Origin of the sequence: Domibacillus mangrovi (assembly GCF_001906925.1) — a bacterium.
In the GTDB taxonomy this organism is placed as follows: Bacteria; Bacillota; Bacilli; order Bacillales; family Domibacillaceae; genus Domibacillus; species Domibacillus mangrovi.
Window position 1 is genome coordinate 442,868 of record NZ_MRWQ01000001.1, and the last position, 14,229, is coordinate 457,096.

Below are 14,229 nucleotides of genomic sequence, written 5' to 3' on the forward strand. Positions count from 1 at the left end.
CGTAACCTCACTTAAAACTGGAGTAACGGCTTTGCATGAACTGCCTGAACGCGTTCCTTTTCTTTTGCCTGCGATTGCTTTAATCCTTTCACATCTTCTTCAATATTGAAGATTTGCATGAATAGATCAAGCTTCTCCGCCGCACGCTTATCGCCTGCAAGTTCCTTCGCCTGCAAGATAGGATCTTTCAACATTTGATTAACGATGCTTTTTGTATGCTTGCTTAACACTTTCCGGTCACGCTCGCTCATATGCGGCAGCTTGCGGTCAAGGCTTTCCATCGTTTCTGCCTGAATCGCTAATGCCTTGTGACGGAGAGCAGAAATAACAGGCACGACACCAAGCAGGTTAACCCATTCGTTAAACGCGACGATTTCTCCTTCAATCATAAGACCGATGTTGGCCGCCGCTTTTTCGCGTTCAGCCAGGTTCGCCTGCACAATGCCTTCTAAATCATCAATATCATATAAAAAGACGCTGTCGAGATCGGCAAGTTCCGGGGAAATATCACGCGGAACTGCAATATCTACCATAAAGAGCGGGCGTCCTTTCCGCATTTTTTGCACGCTTGTCATTAATTCTTTCGTAATGACATATTCTTTTGATCCTGTTGAACTGATTAAAATATCTGCTTCAACGAGCGCACATTGCAGTTCGTTCATCGTCTTAGCCTGCCCGTCAAAACGATTAGCAAGCGTTTCCGCTTTTTCAAATGTCCGGTTCATAACCGTCACTTTTGTTGCACCGCTTCCATGCAAGTTTTTAATCGCAAGTTCACCCATCTTTCCGGCACCAATAACGAGTATATGACGCCCGTCAAGTTTCCCGAAAATTTTCTTTGCGAGTTCAACTGCTGCATAACTTACCGATACGGCATTTGCACCGATTTCTGTTTCTGCATGTGCACGTTTAGCAAGCGTGATGGCTTGTTTAAATAATTGATTAAAAACGGTGCCTGTTGTGTTCATCTCCTGCGACTGCAAAAAGCTTTGACGAACTTGTCCGAGTATTTGTGTTTCCCCAAGCACCATTGAATTTAAACCTGCTGCAACGCGAAAAAGATGCTCAACCGCCGCTTCCTGTTCATAAATAAACAAGTAAGGCGTAAATTCTTCCTGTGCGATGTGAAACCATTTAGATAAAAATTCTTTAATATAATAACGACCGGTATGCAACTGATCAACGACCGCGTAGATTTCAGTACGGTTGCACGTCGAGATAATGACATTTTCGAGCACACTTTTTTGTTTTTGGAGCTCTGTCATTGCTGCTGCAAGTACATCTTCTTGAAAAGAGAGACGCTCGCGAATTGCTACCGGGGCTGTTTTATAATTTAATCCCACCGTAATGATATGCATGTTACTGCACCCCCGAAAACGAATCATTGTTGTTCTTAGTATACCACACTTAAATCATTTTTCTCATTCACGAATTGTGAACATATGCTAACATTAAAGAAAGTACTTTTTTTAAAAGGTCAAAGACTTAACACCGCGACGTCCTGTCGCAACATCTTTGTGACCCACGTCCTTTTAAAAGATCAAAGACTAAGACCGCGACGTCCTGTCGCAACTTCTTTGTGACCCACATCCTGTGGGCCTCTACATTATAAACATTATCAAAAAGAAACGATTTTTGCAACAGAATCATTTGGAAAGCGGGGACGTTGATGATGAATGGACAGCGTATTTTTCCAGGACTGATTTTAATCGGATTCGGCTTGTACTTTTTTTTCCAGCAGTCCGCTATTTTATGGATAAAACCTTATCTTGGCTGGCCGGCACTTTTACTCATTACAGGTATCGCATTTTTGACAGAAGGCTATAAAAGTGACGGGAACGGCATTTTGTCAGGTACTGTGTTAACTGGATTTGGCCTTCATTTTTATGTGATCGACTACCTCGGATGGTGGGCCAATGACACTGGCGTGTTTATTTTAATGATTGCACTTGGTTTTTTATTACAGTATCAAAAAACAGGCAGCGGTTTGTTTCATGGCATTCTTTTTTTAATGCTGGCTGCCGTAGCGCTGTTTTACGATACCATCACGAGCTGGTTCGGACTTCTTGAAGAAAAAGCATTCGCCATCTGGCAGTTCTGGCCGTTCATTTTAATTGCAGCCGGCGGATATTTACTATTTATAAAGAAGAGTGTAGGAAAATCATCGAAATATTGATGACCTGTGTCGTTTGTTTATGTTTATTTCTGATCAGTAAGAAAAAGCTGTCCCCATGAACGGGAACAGCTTTTTTACTCATTTTCTTCACGATTCGCTTTTTCATATTCTTTGTCATTGTACATTCTTCTTTTAACAGCTTTCCACACTTCCTCTTTTCCAAGCCCTGTTTCGGATGAAAAGACAATGATTTCATCAAGTGGATCAAAGTCAAGTGTTTCTTTGACGACTTTTAAATGCTTCTGCCACTTGCCTTTTGGAATTTTATCCGCTTTCGTCGCAATAACAATCGCTGGAATTTCGTTGTGCTTCAAAAAGTCATACATCACGACATCATCTGCTGATGGTGCATGCCGCAAATCAACAATGTGGATACATGCCGCAAGCTGCGGACGATTCGCCATATATGTTTCAATCATTTGGCCCCATAATGCTCGTTCCGTCTTCGCCACTTTCGCATAACCATAACCCGGAACATCGACGAAAAACAGAGTGTCTTCAATTTTATAAAAATTGAGTGTCTGCGTTTTCCCTGGTTTCGATGAAATACGCGCCATACTTTTTCGGCCGATCATCCGATTAATAAATGATGACTTCCCAACATTTGAACGGCCAGCCAGTGCAAACTCTGGCAATCCAATATCCGGATATTGATGTGGTTTCGCTGCACTGATGACCAGTTCTACGTTATTTACTTTCATTTATTGCTTCCTCCGATCGCGATGTCCAGCACTTCATCCATCGTTGAAACTGTTAAAAATGTCAGTCCCTCCCGGATACTTTTTGGCACATCATCGATATCTTTTTCATTATCCTTTGGTAAAATAATTGTTTTTAGTCCTGCACGATGCGCACCGAGTGATTTTTCTTTTACACCGCCAATTGGCAAGACACGTCCACGCAGTGTAATTTCACCCGTCATCCCGACGTCACGGCGCACTGGGCGGCCCGTTAAAGCAGAAATGAGTGCAACAGCCATCGTAATACCGGCAGATGGACCATCTTTTGGGACTGCACCTTCTGGAACATGAATGTGAATATCATGATGCTCATGGAAATTCGCTTCAATCCCAAGCTCGGTTGCTTTAGAACGCACATAACTGAATGCAGTCTGGGCCGATTCTTTCATCACGTCACCAAGCTTACCAGTCAAAATCAGTTTGCCTTTTCCAGGTGAAAGGGATACTTCAATTTGCAATGTATCGCCACCGACTGTCGTATACGCCAGACCGTTCGCCACACCAACTTGATCTTCTGTATCCGCCTGACCATAACGAAAAATGCGTTTGCCTAAATACTCCTGCAAATTTTTATTCGTAACGGAGACCCGCTTATTCTCGCCAGACACAATTTTCTTTGCTGCTTTTCGGCAAATAGCTGCCAGCTGACGCTCAAGACTACGAACACCCGCTTCACGCGTGTAGTAGCGAACGATATCAAGAATGGCTTCTTCTTTCAAACGAATTTGATTACCTGTTAATCCATTTTCTTTTACTTGTTTCGGAAATAAATGATCTTTTGCAATATGAACTTTTTCTACTTCCGTATAACCAGCAATCGAAATAATTTCCATCCGATCGCGCAAAGGTCCCGGAATTGCACTTAGATCATTCGCTGTCGCAATGAACATCACATTCGACAAATCATAGGTTTCTTCAATATAGTGATCGCTGAAGTTTGCATTTTGTTCCGGATCGAGTACTTCAAGAAGCGCAGATGACGGGTCTCCGCGAAAATCGTTCGACAATTTATCAATTTCATCCAGTAAAAAAACCGGATTGATAGTACCTGCTTTTTTCATTCCTTGAATGATCCGTCCTGGCATTGCACCGACGTATGTACGCCGGTGACCACGAATTTCAGATTCATCGCGAACACCGCCAAGTGAAATACGAACAAAATTACGTCCAAGTGATTCGGCAATAGAACGGGCCAAACTTGTTTTCCCGACACCTGGCGGCCCTCCAAGACAAAGGATTGGACCGCGCAGCGTCTGCGTTAATTGACGAACCGCTAAAAACTCAAGCACGCGCTCTTTCACTTTTTCAAGACCATAATGATCGCGGTTTAAGACATCTTCTGCTTTGATTACATCCAGATCATCTTCAGTTGCGTTTGACCACGGCAGCACGATAAGCCACTCTACGTAGTTGCGAATGACAGCACTTTCCGCTGCACTTTGTGGTATTTTTTCATAGCGTTCCAGTTCTTTCAATGCTGCTTTTTCAACATGTTCCGGCATAGCCGCTGCTAAAATACGCACAGTCAGCTCTTCCACTTCAGACACTTTGCCTTCTTTATCGCCTAGTTCCTGCTGAATTGCTTTCATCTGCTCTCGTAAATAATATTCTTTTTGCGTTTTTTCCATCGACGTTTTCACACGCTGACCGATTTTTTTCTCTAAATTCAGTACTTCACGTTCATTTTGTAAAAGTGAGATGAGACGCTCAAGACGTGCCTTTACTGAAAATGTTGCTAAAATTTCCTGTTTTTCTTTCACTTTAAGTGAAATATGCGATGTAGCAATATCAGCTAGTCTGCCTGGTTCTTCAATATCTGAAACGGAGCTTAACGTATCAGAAGAACCTTTTTTCGACAGTTTTACGTATTGTTCAAACTGCTTCAAAAGCATTCTCATAAGCGCTTCTATTTCGGCATCTTTTTCGTTTTCTTCTTCATGAACTTCAACGACTGCTTCGTAAAAAGATGTCTGGTCAACGACGGAAATTAATTTTCCACGGTTGAGCCCTTCTACGAGAACCCGAATCGTTCCGTTCGGAAGCTTCAACATCTGTTTCACTTTTGTCAGAGTACCCACCTCATATACATCTTCTCCAGATGGGTCATCGAGTTCTGGATCCTTTTGTGCGGATAAGAAAACAAGCTGATCATTCATCATTGCGGTCTCTAACGCTTCAATGGAACGATCGCGGCCAACATCGAGATGAAGTACCATTGTCGGGTACACGTGCATCCCGCGCAGCGGCAAAAGCGGTACTGTGTACATTGTTTCTGCCTTCATGACATATCCCTCCCTGCAAAAAAACCAACCCAGCATATATAACACCGGGGTGCTTCTCTTTCTTTTATCTTATCTTATCGTAAAATGACTAATGATGTCGATGAAAAAGAAGGGACAGCGCCTAAATAGGCACTGTCCCTCCTTAAAACACCTTATTATGCAGATGTTTTATCAGCTGAACCGACTTCGTTACCATTTTCGTCCAAAAGACGTGGTGATACGTGATCGGTCACAGCTTCGCTTGTAATGACACACTTTTTAATTTCATCACGCGAAGGCAGGTCATACATCACTTCAAGCATAATGCTTTCAATAATAGAACGAAGTCCACGCGCGCCTGTTTTACGTTCAATTGCTTTTTTTGCAATTTCGCGAAGTGCATCTTCTTCAAATTCAAGCTCAACATCATCAAGCTCAAGCATTTTCTGATATTGCTTCACAAGGGCATTTTTCGGTTTCGTCAAAATCTCAATAAGTGCACTTTCATCAAGCTGCTCAAGACTTGAAATAACCGGAAGACGACCGATAAACTCTGGAATTAGGCCGAAACGAAGCAAATCTTCTGGAAGTAGATGAGAAAGAAGTGATTTGTCTTCTACTTCTTCTTTTTTCGTATCAGATCCAAAACCAATCACCTTTTGACCGAGACGGCGTTTAATAATTTGTTCAACACCATCAAATGCTCCGCCACAAATGAAGAGGATATTTGTCGTATCAATCTGGATAAATTCCTGATGCGGATGTTTGCGTCCACCTTGGGGCGGCACGCTTGCGACCGTACCTTCCAAAATTTTCAGAAGCGCTTGCTGTACCCCTTCACCGGAAACATCACGTGTAATAGACGGGTTTTCCGATTTACGGGCTACTTTATCAATTTCATCGATATAAATAATACCTTTTTCAGCTTTTTCCACATCATAATCAGCCGCTTGAATTAACTTCAATAAAATATTTTCAACGTCTTCACCAACATATCCTGCTTCTGTTAAAGATGTTGCATCTGCAATCGCAAATGGTACATTCAAAATACGGGCAAGCGTCTGTGCAAGAAGTGTTTTACCGCTTCCTGTCGGTCCGATTAAGCAAATGTTTGATTTAGACAACTCTACATCATCCACTTTGCTGTTAGAGTTGATGCGCTTATAATGATTATAAACGGCAACAGCGAGCGATTTTTTCGCCCGTTCCTGACCGATAACATATTCACCTAATATTTCACGAATTTGCGTCGGTTTCGGTACATCTTTAAACTCAACTTCTTCTTCTGTACCAAGCTCTTCTTCCACGATTTCTGTGCAAAGCTCAATACACTCGTCGCAAATATATACACCTGGCCCAGCTACGAGTTTACGCACCTGATCCTGTGATTTGCCGCAAAACGAACATTTTAGCTGTCCTTTTTCTTCATTAAATTTAAACATTTAGTTCACCCCTTATGCTATGTTGGTGCAGCCGGAAAAATTCAGTAGACCGACTTTTTGACTACCCCTTAAGTAAGTTATGTATCGCATTGTAGCATATTTGCCATAAAACAAAAACGAAAAAGCCTTTTTCGCATGTTTTATGGTAGAAAACAAGGCACGATCGAGTCGTACCTTGTCAGTTTGTTCTTTTATTATGCACTAGTTTTGCTGTTTTCGACAAGAAATTCAACTGCTTTGCGAATTTTCAAGTCTGCTTTCATGCCATCAAGGCTGCCAAGTGCTTTTTGAATATCTTCTTTTGAAAGACCGAATTGCTCAGCCATTTTATTTACTTCAGCTTCTACATCTTCATCTGTTGGCTCAAGGTTTTCAGCAACAGCAATTGCTTCAAGCGTTAAGCTTGTGCGCACGCGCGTTGCAGCATTTTCTTTCATTTGTGCACGAAGGTCTGCTTCTGATTGACCTGAAAACTGGTAATAAAGATCAAGGTTCATACCTTGCATTGAAAGGTTTTGTGTAAACTCTTGAAGCATACGGTCGATTTCACTGTTGATCATGACATCAGGAACATCAGATTCTGCATTCGCTACCGCTTGTTCAACAAGGTCATCACGCAACTTTTGTTCAGAAGCGCTTTGCTTTTGCTCAGCTAGTCGTTCTTTAATTTTTTCTGTCAACGCATCAAGTGTTTCCACTTCTTCGTCTGTTTCTTTCGCGAAATCATCAGTTAACTCAGGAAGTTCCTGTGCTTTTACTTCATGAAGTTTCACTTTGAATACAGCAGGCTGACCCGCAAGCTCTTCCGCATGGTATTCTTCAGGGAATGTCACTTCTACTTCTTTTTCTTCACCTGTTTTCATGCCAATAAGCTGTTCTTCAAACCCCGGAATGAATGTACCAGAACCGATAACGATTGAATAGTTTTCAGCTTGTCCGCCTTCGAACGCTTCACCGTTAACAAATCCTTCAAAATCGATTACAACAGTGTCTTCATTTTCAACAGCGCCATCTTCTTTTACAACTAGCTCAGCGTGACGCTTTTGAAGACCTTGAAGTTCGTTTTGAACGTCTTCATCTGTTACATCTGTGCTCTCTTTTTCTACTTCAAGGCCTTTGTATTCACCCAGTTTCACTTCAGGCTTCACTGTAACAGTCGCTTTGAAGATAAATGGTTTGCCTTTTTCGAATTGCTCTACATCGATTTCAGGGCGGTCAACAGGATCAATTCCCGCTTCGTCGATCGCATTTCCATATGCTTCTGGAAGAATCGCATCGATCGCATCCTGATAAAGTGATTCAACGCCGAAACGTTGTTCGAACAACGGGCGAGGCATTTTACCTTTACGAAAGCCCGGTACATTAATTGTTTTTACGACTTTTTGGAACGCAGTGTCAAGTCCTTTTTTAACTGTTTCAGCATCAACTTCAACAGTGAGTACTCCCTGGTTCCCTTCTAATTTTTCCCACTTTGCAGACATAAAAAATTCCCTCCAACAATCTATTAATAAAGATGAACGTTCGCCTTATGTATATTCTTTCTGATACAAAAAGGACACAATACGACTTTTACATTATACCATATAGCTACTTTCTTTCAACTAAAAGGATAAAATTTCGTCGAGTTCTTTCATAAACGACAGGGCCTTCCCCGTCTCTGGATCAACACTAGAGGACACGTTCACGGAACGATAGCTCGATTCAATATGGAGAACGGCAGCATCCGCCCAAACAAATGGTTCTACTTCCGGATCAAATGGATGCATTAAAAACAACTGCTGCTTGATTAATTCCATTGCTTGCTCAAATAAAACCGGATTTTCCTGGCCTATCGTTTGATCAAGATGTGCGGATGTTTCCTTATAATAAGGGCGTGTGAACACTTCGTCTGTCAGCAATGGAATAATCTCTTTTTCAAAATGAAATTTCCGAACGGTTATATGTTGAGCAGTACCCATTTCACGAAGCAGTTCAAGCGACATCGATTGAACAAAAGGATGCTCTTTCGTATTTGCAAGTAATTTGATCAATTCTGTTTCATAAGGCGATGCATCCAGCGATGCATCCAGCGACGCAAGTTCCGCAAGTTTCATCATTTTATCCTGCATCGTATCCTCTTGTTTAAACAGGGCGGCTGACGGAAAATTCTGTTTCACACTCATCCGATCAGCGAGCGCTTTTAAATGAGCAAAATGTTCATACCGATCTGGGGGCAGCCCTTCTTCAAGAAGAACACCTAACGCATCCGCCACTTCTTGATAACATTTTTTTTGAATAAGCATCAGGACGTGCAAATCGAGCACATCAAAATAGTGCCCTTCACCGGCATGAAGCATACTTCTTGACAATTGAATCCCTTCATCATAGCTTCCGCTTTCATGATACGCAATAAGCAATGCCATTTTGAGCTCTTCGGAGCCGTCTGTGTTAAAACGGAGTGCTTCTGTGTATAGACGGATCGCATCATCAAATCGCTTTTCTTCAAGTGCCGACTGTCCCTGTCTTTCTAGATGACCTAGCGTGCCCGGAAATTGAATCACATTGCCATCTTTGACGCGCTTTTTCTTTTTCATTTTTTCACCCGCTCCGTGTTTTTAATAAATAAAGTGTAGCACGCGATAAATCGAAAGAACAGAAAAAAGACGATCCGCATCATTACGTGTCAGACCGCCTTCTCGATTTCTTACGTATGGCGTCCTAGAAGGGATTCGAACCCCCGACCGACGTTGAACATGTCTATCTGCTCATACAAAGGCATTTATTTGTAACACTGTTCATAATAAAGCATTTAAAACAGATTTCATTTTAAATGCCTTTTTTTATTTGTTTTTTAAGTACTGCTCGATTCTATTCATCGCTTCATTCAATTTTTCCATCGAATAAGCAAAGGAGATACGCAGTCGACCCGATCCTCCTTTTGTAAAAACGGTACTGGGCAGAAGACCTACTTTCGCTTGCTCCAACAGTTCCATGCTGAATGCATACGAATCATGATGAAATCTTTTTATACTTGGAAACGCATAAAACGTTCCATCAGGCACAATTGTATCTAATCCCAAGGCATTTAATCGTTTACACAAGTAATCTCTCCGTTTTTGATATTCTAGTTTCATTTGTTCCACTTCTTTTTCTCCGTGATTGAAGGCATAGGCAGCGGCTTCTTGTGAGATGGAAGAGATACTTGTATTGAGGTATTCATGAACTTTAAACAGTTCATTGGTGATATAGGAAGGCGCAAACGTACACCCGATTCTCCATCCCGTCATCGCATGAGACTTGGACACGCCATTAATAACAATCACCTTTTCTCTTATAGAAGGAAATGAAGCGATGGATTGATGAGGTTGATCAAAAACCAATTCACTGTACAATTCGTCTGAAATGACAAAAACATTATGTTTTTCGATCACTTTCGCCAAATCCATTAACTCATCTTTTGTTAGGATGGCGCCTGTTGGATTAGAGGGGAACGTTAGAATGATTGCTTTTGTTTTAGATGTAATGGCTTGCTCCAGTTGTTCTTTTGTTAACTTAAAACGGGTGCCGCTCACATCAATAGGCACGAGTACACCGCCGCACAATTTTATAACGGGCTCATACCCTGGATAAGCGGGTGTTGCAAGGATCACTTCATCGCCTGGTGACAAAAGGGTCTTCAACGTAAGAAACACAGCTTCCGTTGTCCCATTCGTGACAATAATTTCAGTGTCAGGGTTATACGATAAATAATATCTCCGTTCCATAAATGATGACGCTGCTTTTCGCAGTGCGGGTTCCCCCGCCGTTGGAGCATAAAACGTACGATTGTTGTCTATGGCAGCCTTCCCTGCTTCTTTTATCAAAAAGGGTGTTTGAAAGTCAGGTTCGCCTATTGTTAATGCCACGACACCATCGTATGTTTTAATTATTTCAGACATTTTTATGATCCCAGAAATTTCGAGTGACTGCACATCTTTATTGAATAAATTTTTCATAAAATACACTCACTCCCTTCCAAATTATTGTGTATTTTAAGAGATGCAAAATAAGCCAATAAGAAAGAATACTAAACCCATGTAAAATTTTGCTAATCGTATATCCTAATATAAATGTGATGATGACATAAACAGCAATAACTACCTACTTAGGTAGGTTTTTTATCTTAATCCTCTCCTAATAATTTATACTTATACTAATTCTCCTTGATGCATTACTTATTCCATACTAATTTCCCAATTCCTTATAACAAAAAAACACCTCTATCATTAGCGAAGTCAATAACAGGCAAATTTCGTACATAACCGTTATACTGACCGTTGCGCTAAATGAATGAAAGTGTTTAAGAAAAAAAGACGATCCGCACCATTACGTGTCAGACCGCCTTCTTGATTTCTTATGTATGGCGTCCCAGGAGGGATTCGAACCCCCGACCGACGGCTTAGAAGGCCGTTGCTCTATCCAGCTGAGCTACTGGGACATCCTTAAAGACAATACTTATAATAGCAATAAGCGGGATATATGTCAATACATTTTTAAATATAAAAACAGCAGGAAGCATTTTATCTTGATTACGACCACTTAATCATAGAAAGCCCCGCCTGTGACGTGCGGGGCATCCACTTCTAGTCAATTCAGCGATCAGCGGCTAAATTTTGTGTGCATTTCTTCAATTTCATGATGTTTTTCGTCATAGAAACGGATATCCGCTTTTTTCTTGTCCACTTCTACGATGACATATGTTTTTTCACGGCGGCCTTTAGGAAGCGAGATACTGCCCGGGTTTAAGTAGATGATGCCATCCTGCTGTTCAACGCCCGCTGTATGTGTATGGCCAAAGAAAACGAAATCAGCGCTGTTTTCTTTAGCTTTGTACGATAGATTCAAGAGTGTCATTTTCACATCATAACGATGACCATGCGTGACGAATACACGGGCATCTTCAATGCTCTCTAACACATCATTTGGAAACTGATCTTCCATATCACAATTTCCTCGGACAATCGTATAGCCTTCTATAGCAGGATTATCCGCGCTAAGTTCTGAGTCCCCGCAATGAATCATTGCATCGACTTTATTTGCGTAGCGGCGTTTCAAATCTGTTAACACTGTATTCCACCCGTGGCTATCACTAACAACAAGCAGCTTCATTTCATTCCACCGTCCAATTCAGTTAATGACACCTGTAATTTTCGAAGGGCCTTCGCTCGATGGCTGATCTCATTTTTCATATTTGGCTCGAGTTGCGCCATTGTTTGATCAAATCCTTCCGGAATAAATAACGGATCATATCCAAATCCATTTGTGCCGCTTTCTTCATAAGCAATGCGGCCCTCACAATCACCTTCTACTATTATAGATTCCCGATCGTCTGGAAATGAAACCGCGAGAACACATTTGAAGCGGGCGCTTCGTTGATCATCTACTACTTCAGCCATTTCCTTAAGAACTTTCCTATTGTTCGCTTTGTCATCCTTATCAATCCCTGCATATCGAGCAGAATAGACGCCTGGTCTGCCGTCTAAGGCATCGATGACGAGCCCGGAGTCATCCGCAATGGCTGGCCGGCCAGTTAAACGGGCGGCTGATTCTGCTTTTAAGAGTGCGTTTTCTGCAAACGTTTCGCCTGTTTCTTCTACGTCCGGCAGCTCTGGATAGTCGATTAATGTTTTGACAGTGATTCCATATGATTCGAACATTTGTATAAATTCTTTCGCTTTTCCACTGTTTTTCGTGGCGATTATCACTTCGTTCACTTTTCGGTCTTCCTTTCGTTGATAAGGTCTGCCGCAACGCCAAGAACGTCTGACTGAATCTTGAAAAGTTCTTGAATTCCAGATTGTGCGGCTTCGAGTAGTTGCTGCAGCTCATTCATCGAAAATGTCGCCTCTTCTCCGGTACCCTGCACTTCGACAAATTGGCCTGAGCCCGTCATGACGACATTCATATCAACTTCAGCTGTGCTGTCTTCTTCATAATTTAAATCGACCACGACCCCTTGCTCTTTGACGATTCCTACACTTGTCGCTGCCAAAAAATCAGTAATCGGATACGCCTGAAAATCTTTTTTAATGGCGAGACTGTGAAGTGCCAAAGTCATCGCTATAAATGCCCCCGTAATGGCTGCTGTTCTCGTTCCTCCGTCTGCTTGAATGACATCACAATCGATCCACACAGTCCGTTCGCCTATGACATCAAGGTCGACGACAGCCCGGAGCGCTCTGCCGATTAGACGCTGAATTTCCATTGTCCGTCCGGTTACTTTTCCTTTCGTCGATTCACGCATGTTGCGCTGCCCTGTTGCGCGAGGAATCATAGCATATTCCGCCGTGACCCATCCTTTGCCGCTCCCCCGCATAAAAGGAGGCACGCGTTCTTCAATGCTCGCTGTACAGATCACTTTCGTTTGACCGACTGAAATTAAAACCGATCCTTCGGGGTTTGTTAAAAAATGAGTTTCAATCTTTACTGGTCTCAGTTCATATTCCGTTCGTCCATCTACGCGCATCATTCATAACCTCCGTTTTTTACTTCGTCCGTTGTCCATTTTCCGGAATTTGCGCGCATCTGTCAAATCTTCATTCTGCCGAAATAATACTTTGTTGATTGACAAACAATGGAGCTGCGATAGAAGCTGGTACTGGTTTACCCGTTTCAAGCTTTACATTTGATTTTCCATCTACTTGAATGGCTATGCTCTCGACGCCGGCTGATTCGGCAAGTGTTAACGCAAGAGGCTTCAATACACGACTAGAAAGAAGAGGTTCTCCGTTATTTTCTAGAATAGCATCATTAAAATGCAGCACAGCCCGTCCTTTTTGTACGGTAGGCGCCTCGACGAGTTTCGTTCCTGGCATGAATTCCGAAGCAAGACCACTTCCCGTATCAGGTCCTTTTGATAGTTCAGTTACCGCTGCTGAAACGAGATCCTTTGTATCAGCCGAAATTCGACGCGTCACCGGTACATAATACGGCCCCTGTTCATTTTGTGCAGAAAAATAGACGGTTAATGGTTTCGTTGCACCTGTTTTCGCATAGCTTGCTTCCATATTAATACCATCTTCCCGCTGCATACCTGATGCTGCAATCGGCATTCCACCGATCGGCATTGTTTGCAACCTTTTTCCGTCTAATTCAATTTGAACATGGTCTGCTTTCTCAAAGCCTGTTACTGTCCATGTGATCGCTGCTGCAATATTCACTTCATCTTCTGGTGCATAATCAGCAAACGATCCCGACACGCTCACAACAGCTGTTTTCCCTTTTATCCTCACATCTTCAATGACCGTCCCTTCAGGCAGCGGTGTGCGGAATCCATTCCCAATTTCCCCTGTAGCCATGTACTGTAAGGCTGCTTTTTCTTCGTTATCGGCCTGTTCAATAGGTACTGCCTGTGGGACAACAAGATTATTCTCATCGATTACATACAGTTCGGCCATGATCGTCTCGTCTGCCGATGCCGGACTATCCATTTCTGATTCTGAATAGACAACGCGCTTCGGCAATTCATCTGTTTCGCTGTCCTGTCCAAATGGATAACTGCAGCCTGACATGACCATAACCGTGGCAACAAATGCTGCTTTCCGAAATAAACGCACACAGATCGCCCTCCTGAATATGCAATGGTACATGTA

General features: G+C 42.3%; 12 protein-coding genes and 1 tRNA gene. 1 reads left to right on the forward strand and 12 read right to left on the reverse strand.

Annotated elements, in window-relative coordinates:
* Positions 1-11 precede the first annotated feature (11 nt).
* Complete coding sequence (gene hemA / locus BLL40_RS02275; protein ID WP_073710271.1) at positions 12-1,358, reverse strand: glutamyl-tRNA reductase; 1,347 nt, start codon at positions 1,356-1,358, stop codon at positions 12-14.
* 311 nt (positions 1,359-1,669) lie between these two features.
* Here hemA and BLL40_RS02280 point away from each other — a divergent pair, with 311 nt between their 5' ends.
* On the forward strand, positions 1,670-2,176 hold the full coding sequence (locus BLL40_RS02280) for a hypothetical protein (RefSeq protein WP_342743108.1): 507 nt from the start codon (positions 1,670-1,672) through the stop codon (positions 2,174-2,176).
* 74 nt (positions 2,177-2,250) lie between these two features.
* On the opposite strand, the gene yihA is transcribed toward BLL40_RS02280, so the two are convergent.
* The 11 genes from yihA to BLL40_RS02335 all read right to left on the reverse strand — a co-directional run bounded on the left by yihA (position 2,251) and on the right by BLL40_RS02335 (position 14,193).
* Entirely contained in the window at positions 2,251-2,877 is a 627-nt protein-coding gene (yihA, locus tag BLL40_RS02285; protein WP_073710272.1) for a ribosome biogenesis GTP-binding protein YihA/YsxC, read from the reverse strand.
* Positions 2,874-5,198 (reverse strand): endopeptidase La, encoded by a 2,325-nt coding sequence (lon, locus tag BLL40_RS02290; protein WP_073710273.1) that lies wholly within the window; start codon positions 5,196-5,198, stop codon positions 2,874-2,876. Before lon ends, yihA begins: the two co-directional genes overlap by 4 nt.
* Positions 5,199-5,353: 155 nt before the next feature.
* Positions 5,354-6,619, reverse strand: coding sequence for an ATP-dependent protease ATP-binding subunit ClpX (gene clpX / locus BLL40_RS02295; RefSeq protein WP_073710274.1), 1,266 nt, complete (start codon positions 6,617-6,619; stop codon positions 5,354-5,356).
* A 194-nt stretch (positions 6,620-6,813) separates the two neighbouring features.
* Entirely contained in the window at positions 6,814-8,100 is a 1,287-nt protein-coding gene (gene tig / locus BLL40_RS02300; protein ID WP_073710275.1) for a trigger factor, read from the reverse strand.
* 120 nt (positions 8,101-8,220) lie between these two features.
* On the reverse strand, positions 8,221-9,192 hold the full coding sequence (locus tag BLL40_RS02305; protein ID WP_073710276.1) for a tetratricopeptide repeat protein: 972 nt from the start codon (positions 9,190-9,192) through the stop codon (positions 8,221-8,223).
* Positions 9,193-9,438: 246 nt separating this feature from the next.
* A complete protein-coding gene (locus BLL40_RS02310; protein ID WP_073710277.1) occupies positions 9,439-10,593 on the reverse strand; it encodes an aminotransferase class I/II-fold pyridoxal phosphate-dependent enzyme in 1,155 nt (384 codons plus the stop codon).
* A gap of 405 nt (positions 10,594-10,998) precedes the next feature.
* Positions 10,999-11,075 (reverse strand) — tRNA-Arg (locus tag BLL40_RS02315).
* Positions 11,076-11,236: 161 nt separating this feature from the next.
* The gene (locus BLL40_RS02320; protein WP_073710278.1) at positions 11,237-11,746 is read right to left on the reverse strand and encodes a metallophosphoesterase; all 510 of its coding nucleotides are present in this window, start codon (positions 11,744-11,746) and stop codon (positions 11,237-11,239) included.
* The gene (locus BLL40_RS02325) at positions 11,743-12,351 is read right to left on the reverse strand and encodes an XTP/dITP diphosphatase (RefSeq protein ID WP_073710279.1); all 609 of its coding nucleotides are present in this window, start codon (positions 12,349-12,351) and stop codon (positions 11,743-11,745) included. Before BLL40_RS02325 ends, BLL40_RS02320 begins: the two co-directional genes overlap by 4 nt.
* A complete protein-coding gene (rph, locus tag BLL40_RS02330; protein ID WP_073710391.1) occupies positions 12,348-13,103 on the reverse strand; it encodes a ribonuclease PH in 756 nt (251 codons plus the stop codon). The genes BLL40_RS02325 and rph overlap by 4 nt, the downstream gene beginning before the upstream one ends.
* Before the next feature lie 70 nt (positions 13,104-13,173).
* Positions 13,174-14,193 carry a GerMN domain-containing protein gene (locus tag BLL40_RS02335; protein ID WP_159434178.1) on the reverse strand — a complete coding sequence of 340 codons (1,020 nt, stop codon included), beginning with the start codon at positions 14,191-14,193 and terminating at the stop codon, positions 13,174-13,176.
* Positions 14,194-14,229: the final 36 nt, after the last annotated feature.

What these genes read in the sequence shown, in the direction of transcription:
- rph (WP_073710391.1), bottom strand. Translation starts at nt 13,103, where the DNA reads ATGCGCGTAGATGGACGAACGGAATATGAACTGAGACCAGTAAAGATT.
- BLL40_RS02305 (WP_073710276.1), bottom strand. Translation starts at nt 9,192, where the DNA reads ATGAAAAAGAAAAAGCGCGTCAAAGATGGCAATGTGATTCAATTTCCG.
- BLL40_RS02310 (WP_073710277.1), bottom strand. Translation starts at nt 10,593, where the DNA reads ATGAAAAATTTATTCAATAAAGATGTGCAGTCACTCGAAATTTCTGGG.
- yihA (WP_073710272.1), bottom strand. Translation starts at nt 2,877, where the DNA reads ATGAAAGTAAATAACGTAGAACTGGTCATCAGTGCAGCGAAACCACAT.
- hemA (WP_073710271.1), bottom strand. Translation starts at nt 1,358, where the DNA reads ATGCATATCATTACGGTGGGATTAAATTATAAAACAGCCCCGGTAGCA.
- lon (WP_073710273.1), bottom strand. Translation starts at nt 5,198, where the DNA reads ATGAAGGCAGAAACAATGTACACAGTACCGCTTTTGCCGCTGCGCGGG.
- BLL40_RS02280 (WP_342743108.1), top strand. Translation starts at nt 1,670, where the DNA reads ATGATGAATGGACAGCGTATTTTTCCAGGACTGATTTTAATCGGATTC.
- BLL40_RS02320 (WP_073710278.1), bottom strand. Translation starts at nt 11,746, where the DNA reads ATGAAGCTGCTTGTTGTTAGTGATAGCCACGGGTGGAATACAGTGTTA.
- clpX (WP_073710274.1), bottom strand. Translation starts at nt 6,619, where the DNA reads ATGTTTAAATTTAATGAAGAAAAAGGACAGCTAAAATGTTCGTTTTGC.
- tig (WP_073710275.1), bottom strand. Translation starts at nt 8,100, where the DNA reads ATGTCTGCAAAGTGGGAAAAATTAGAAGGGAACCAGGGAGTACTCACT.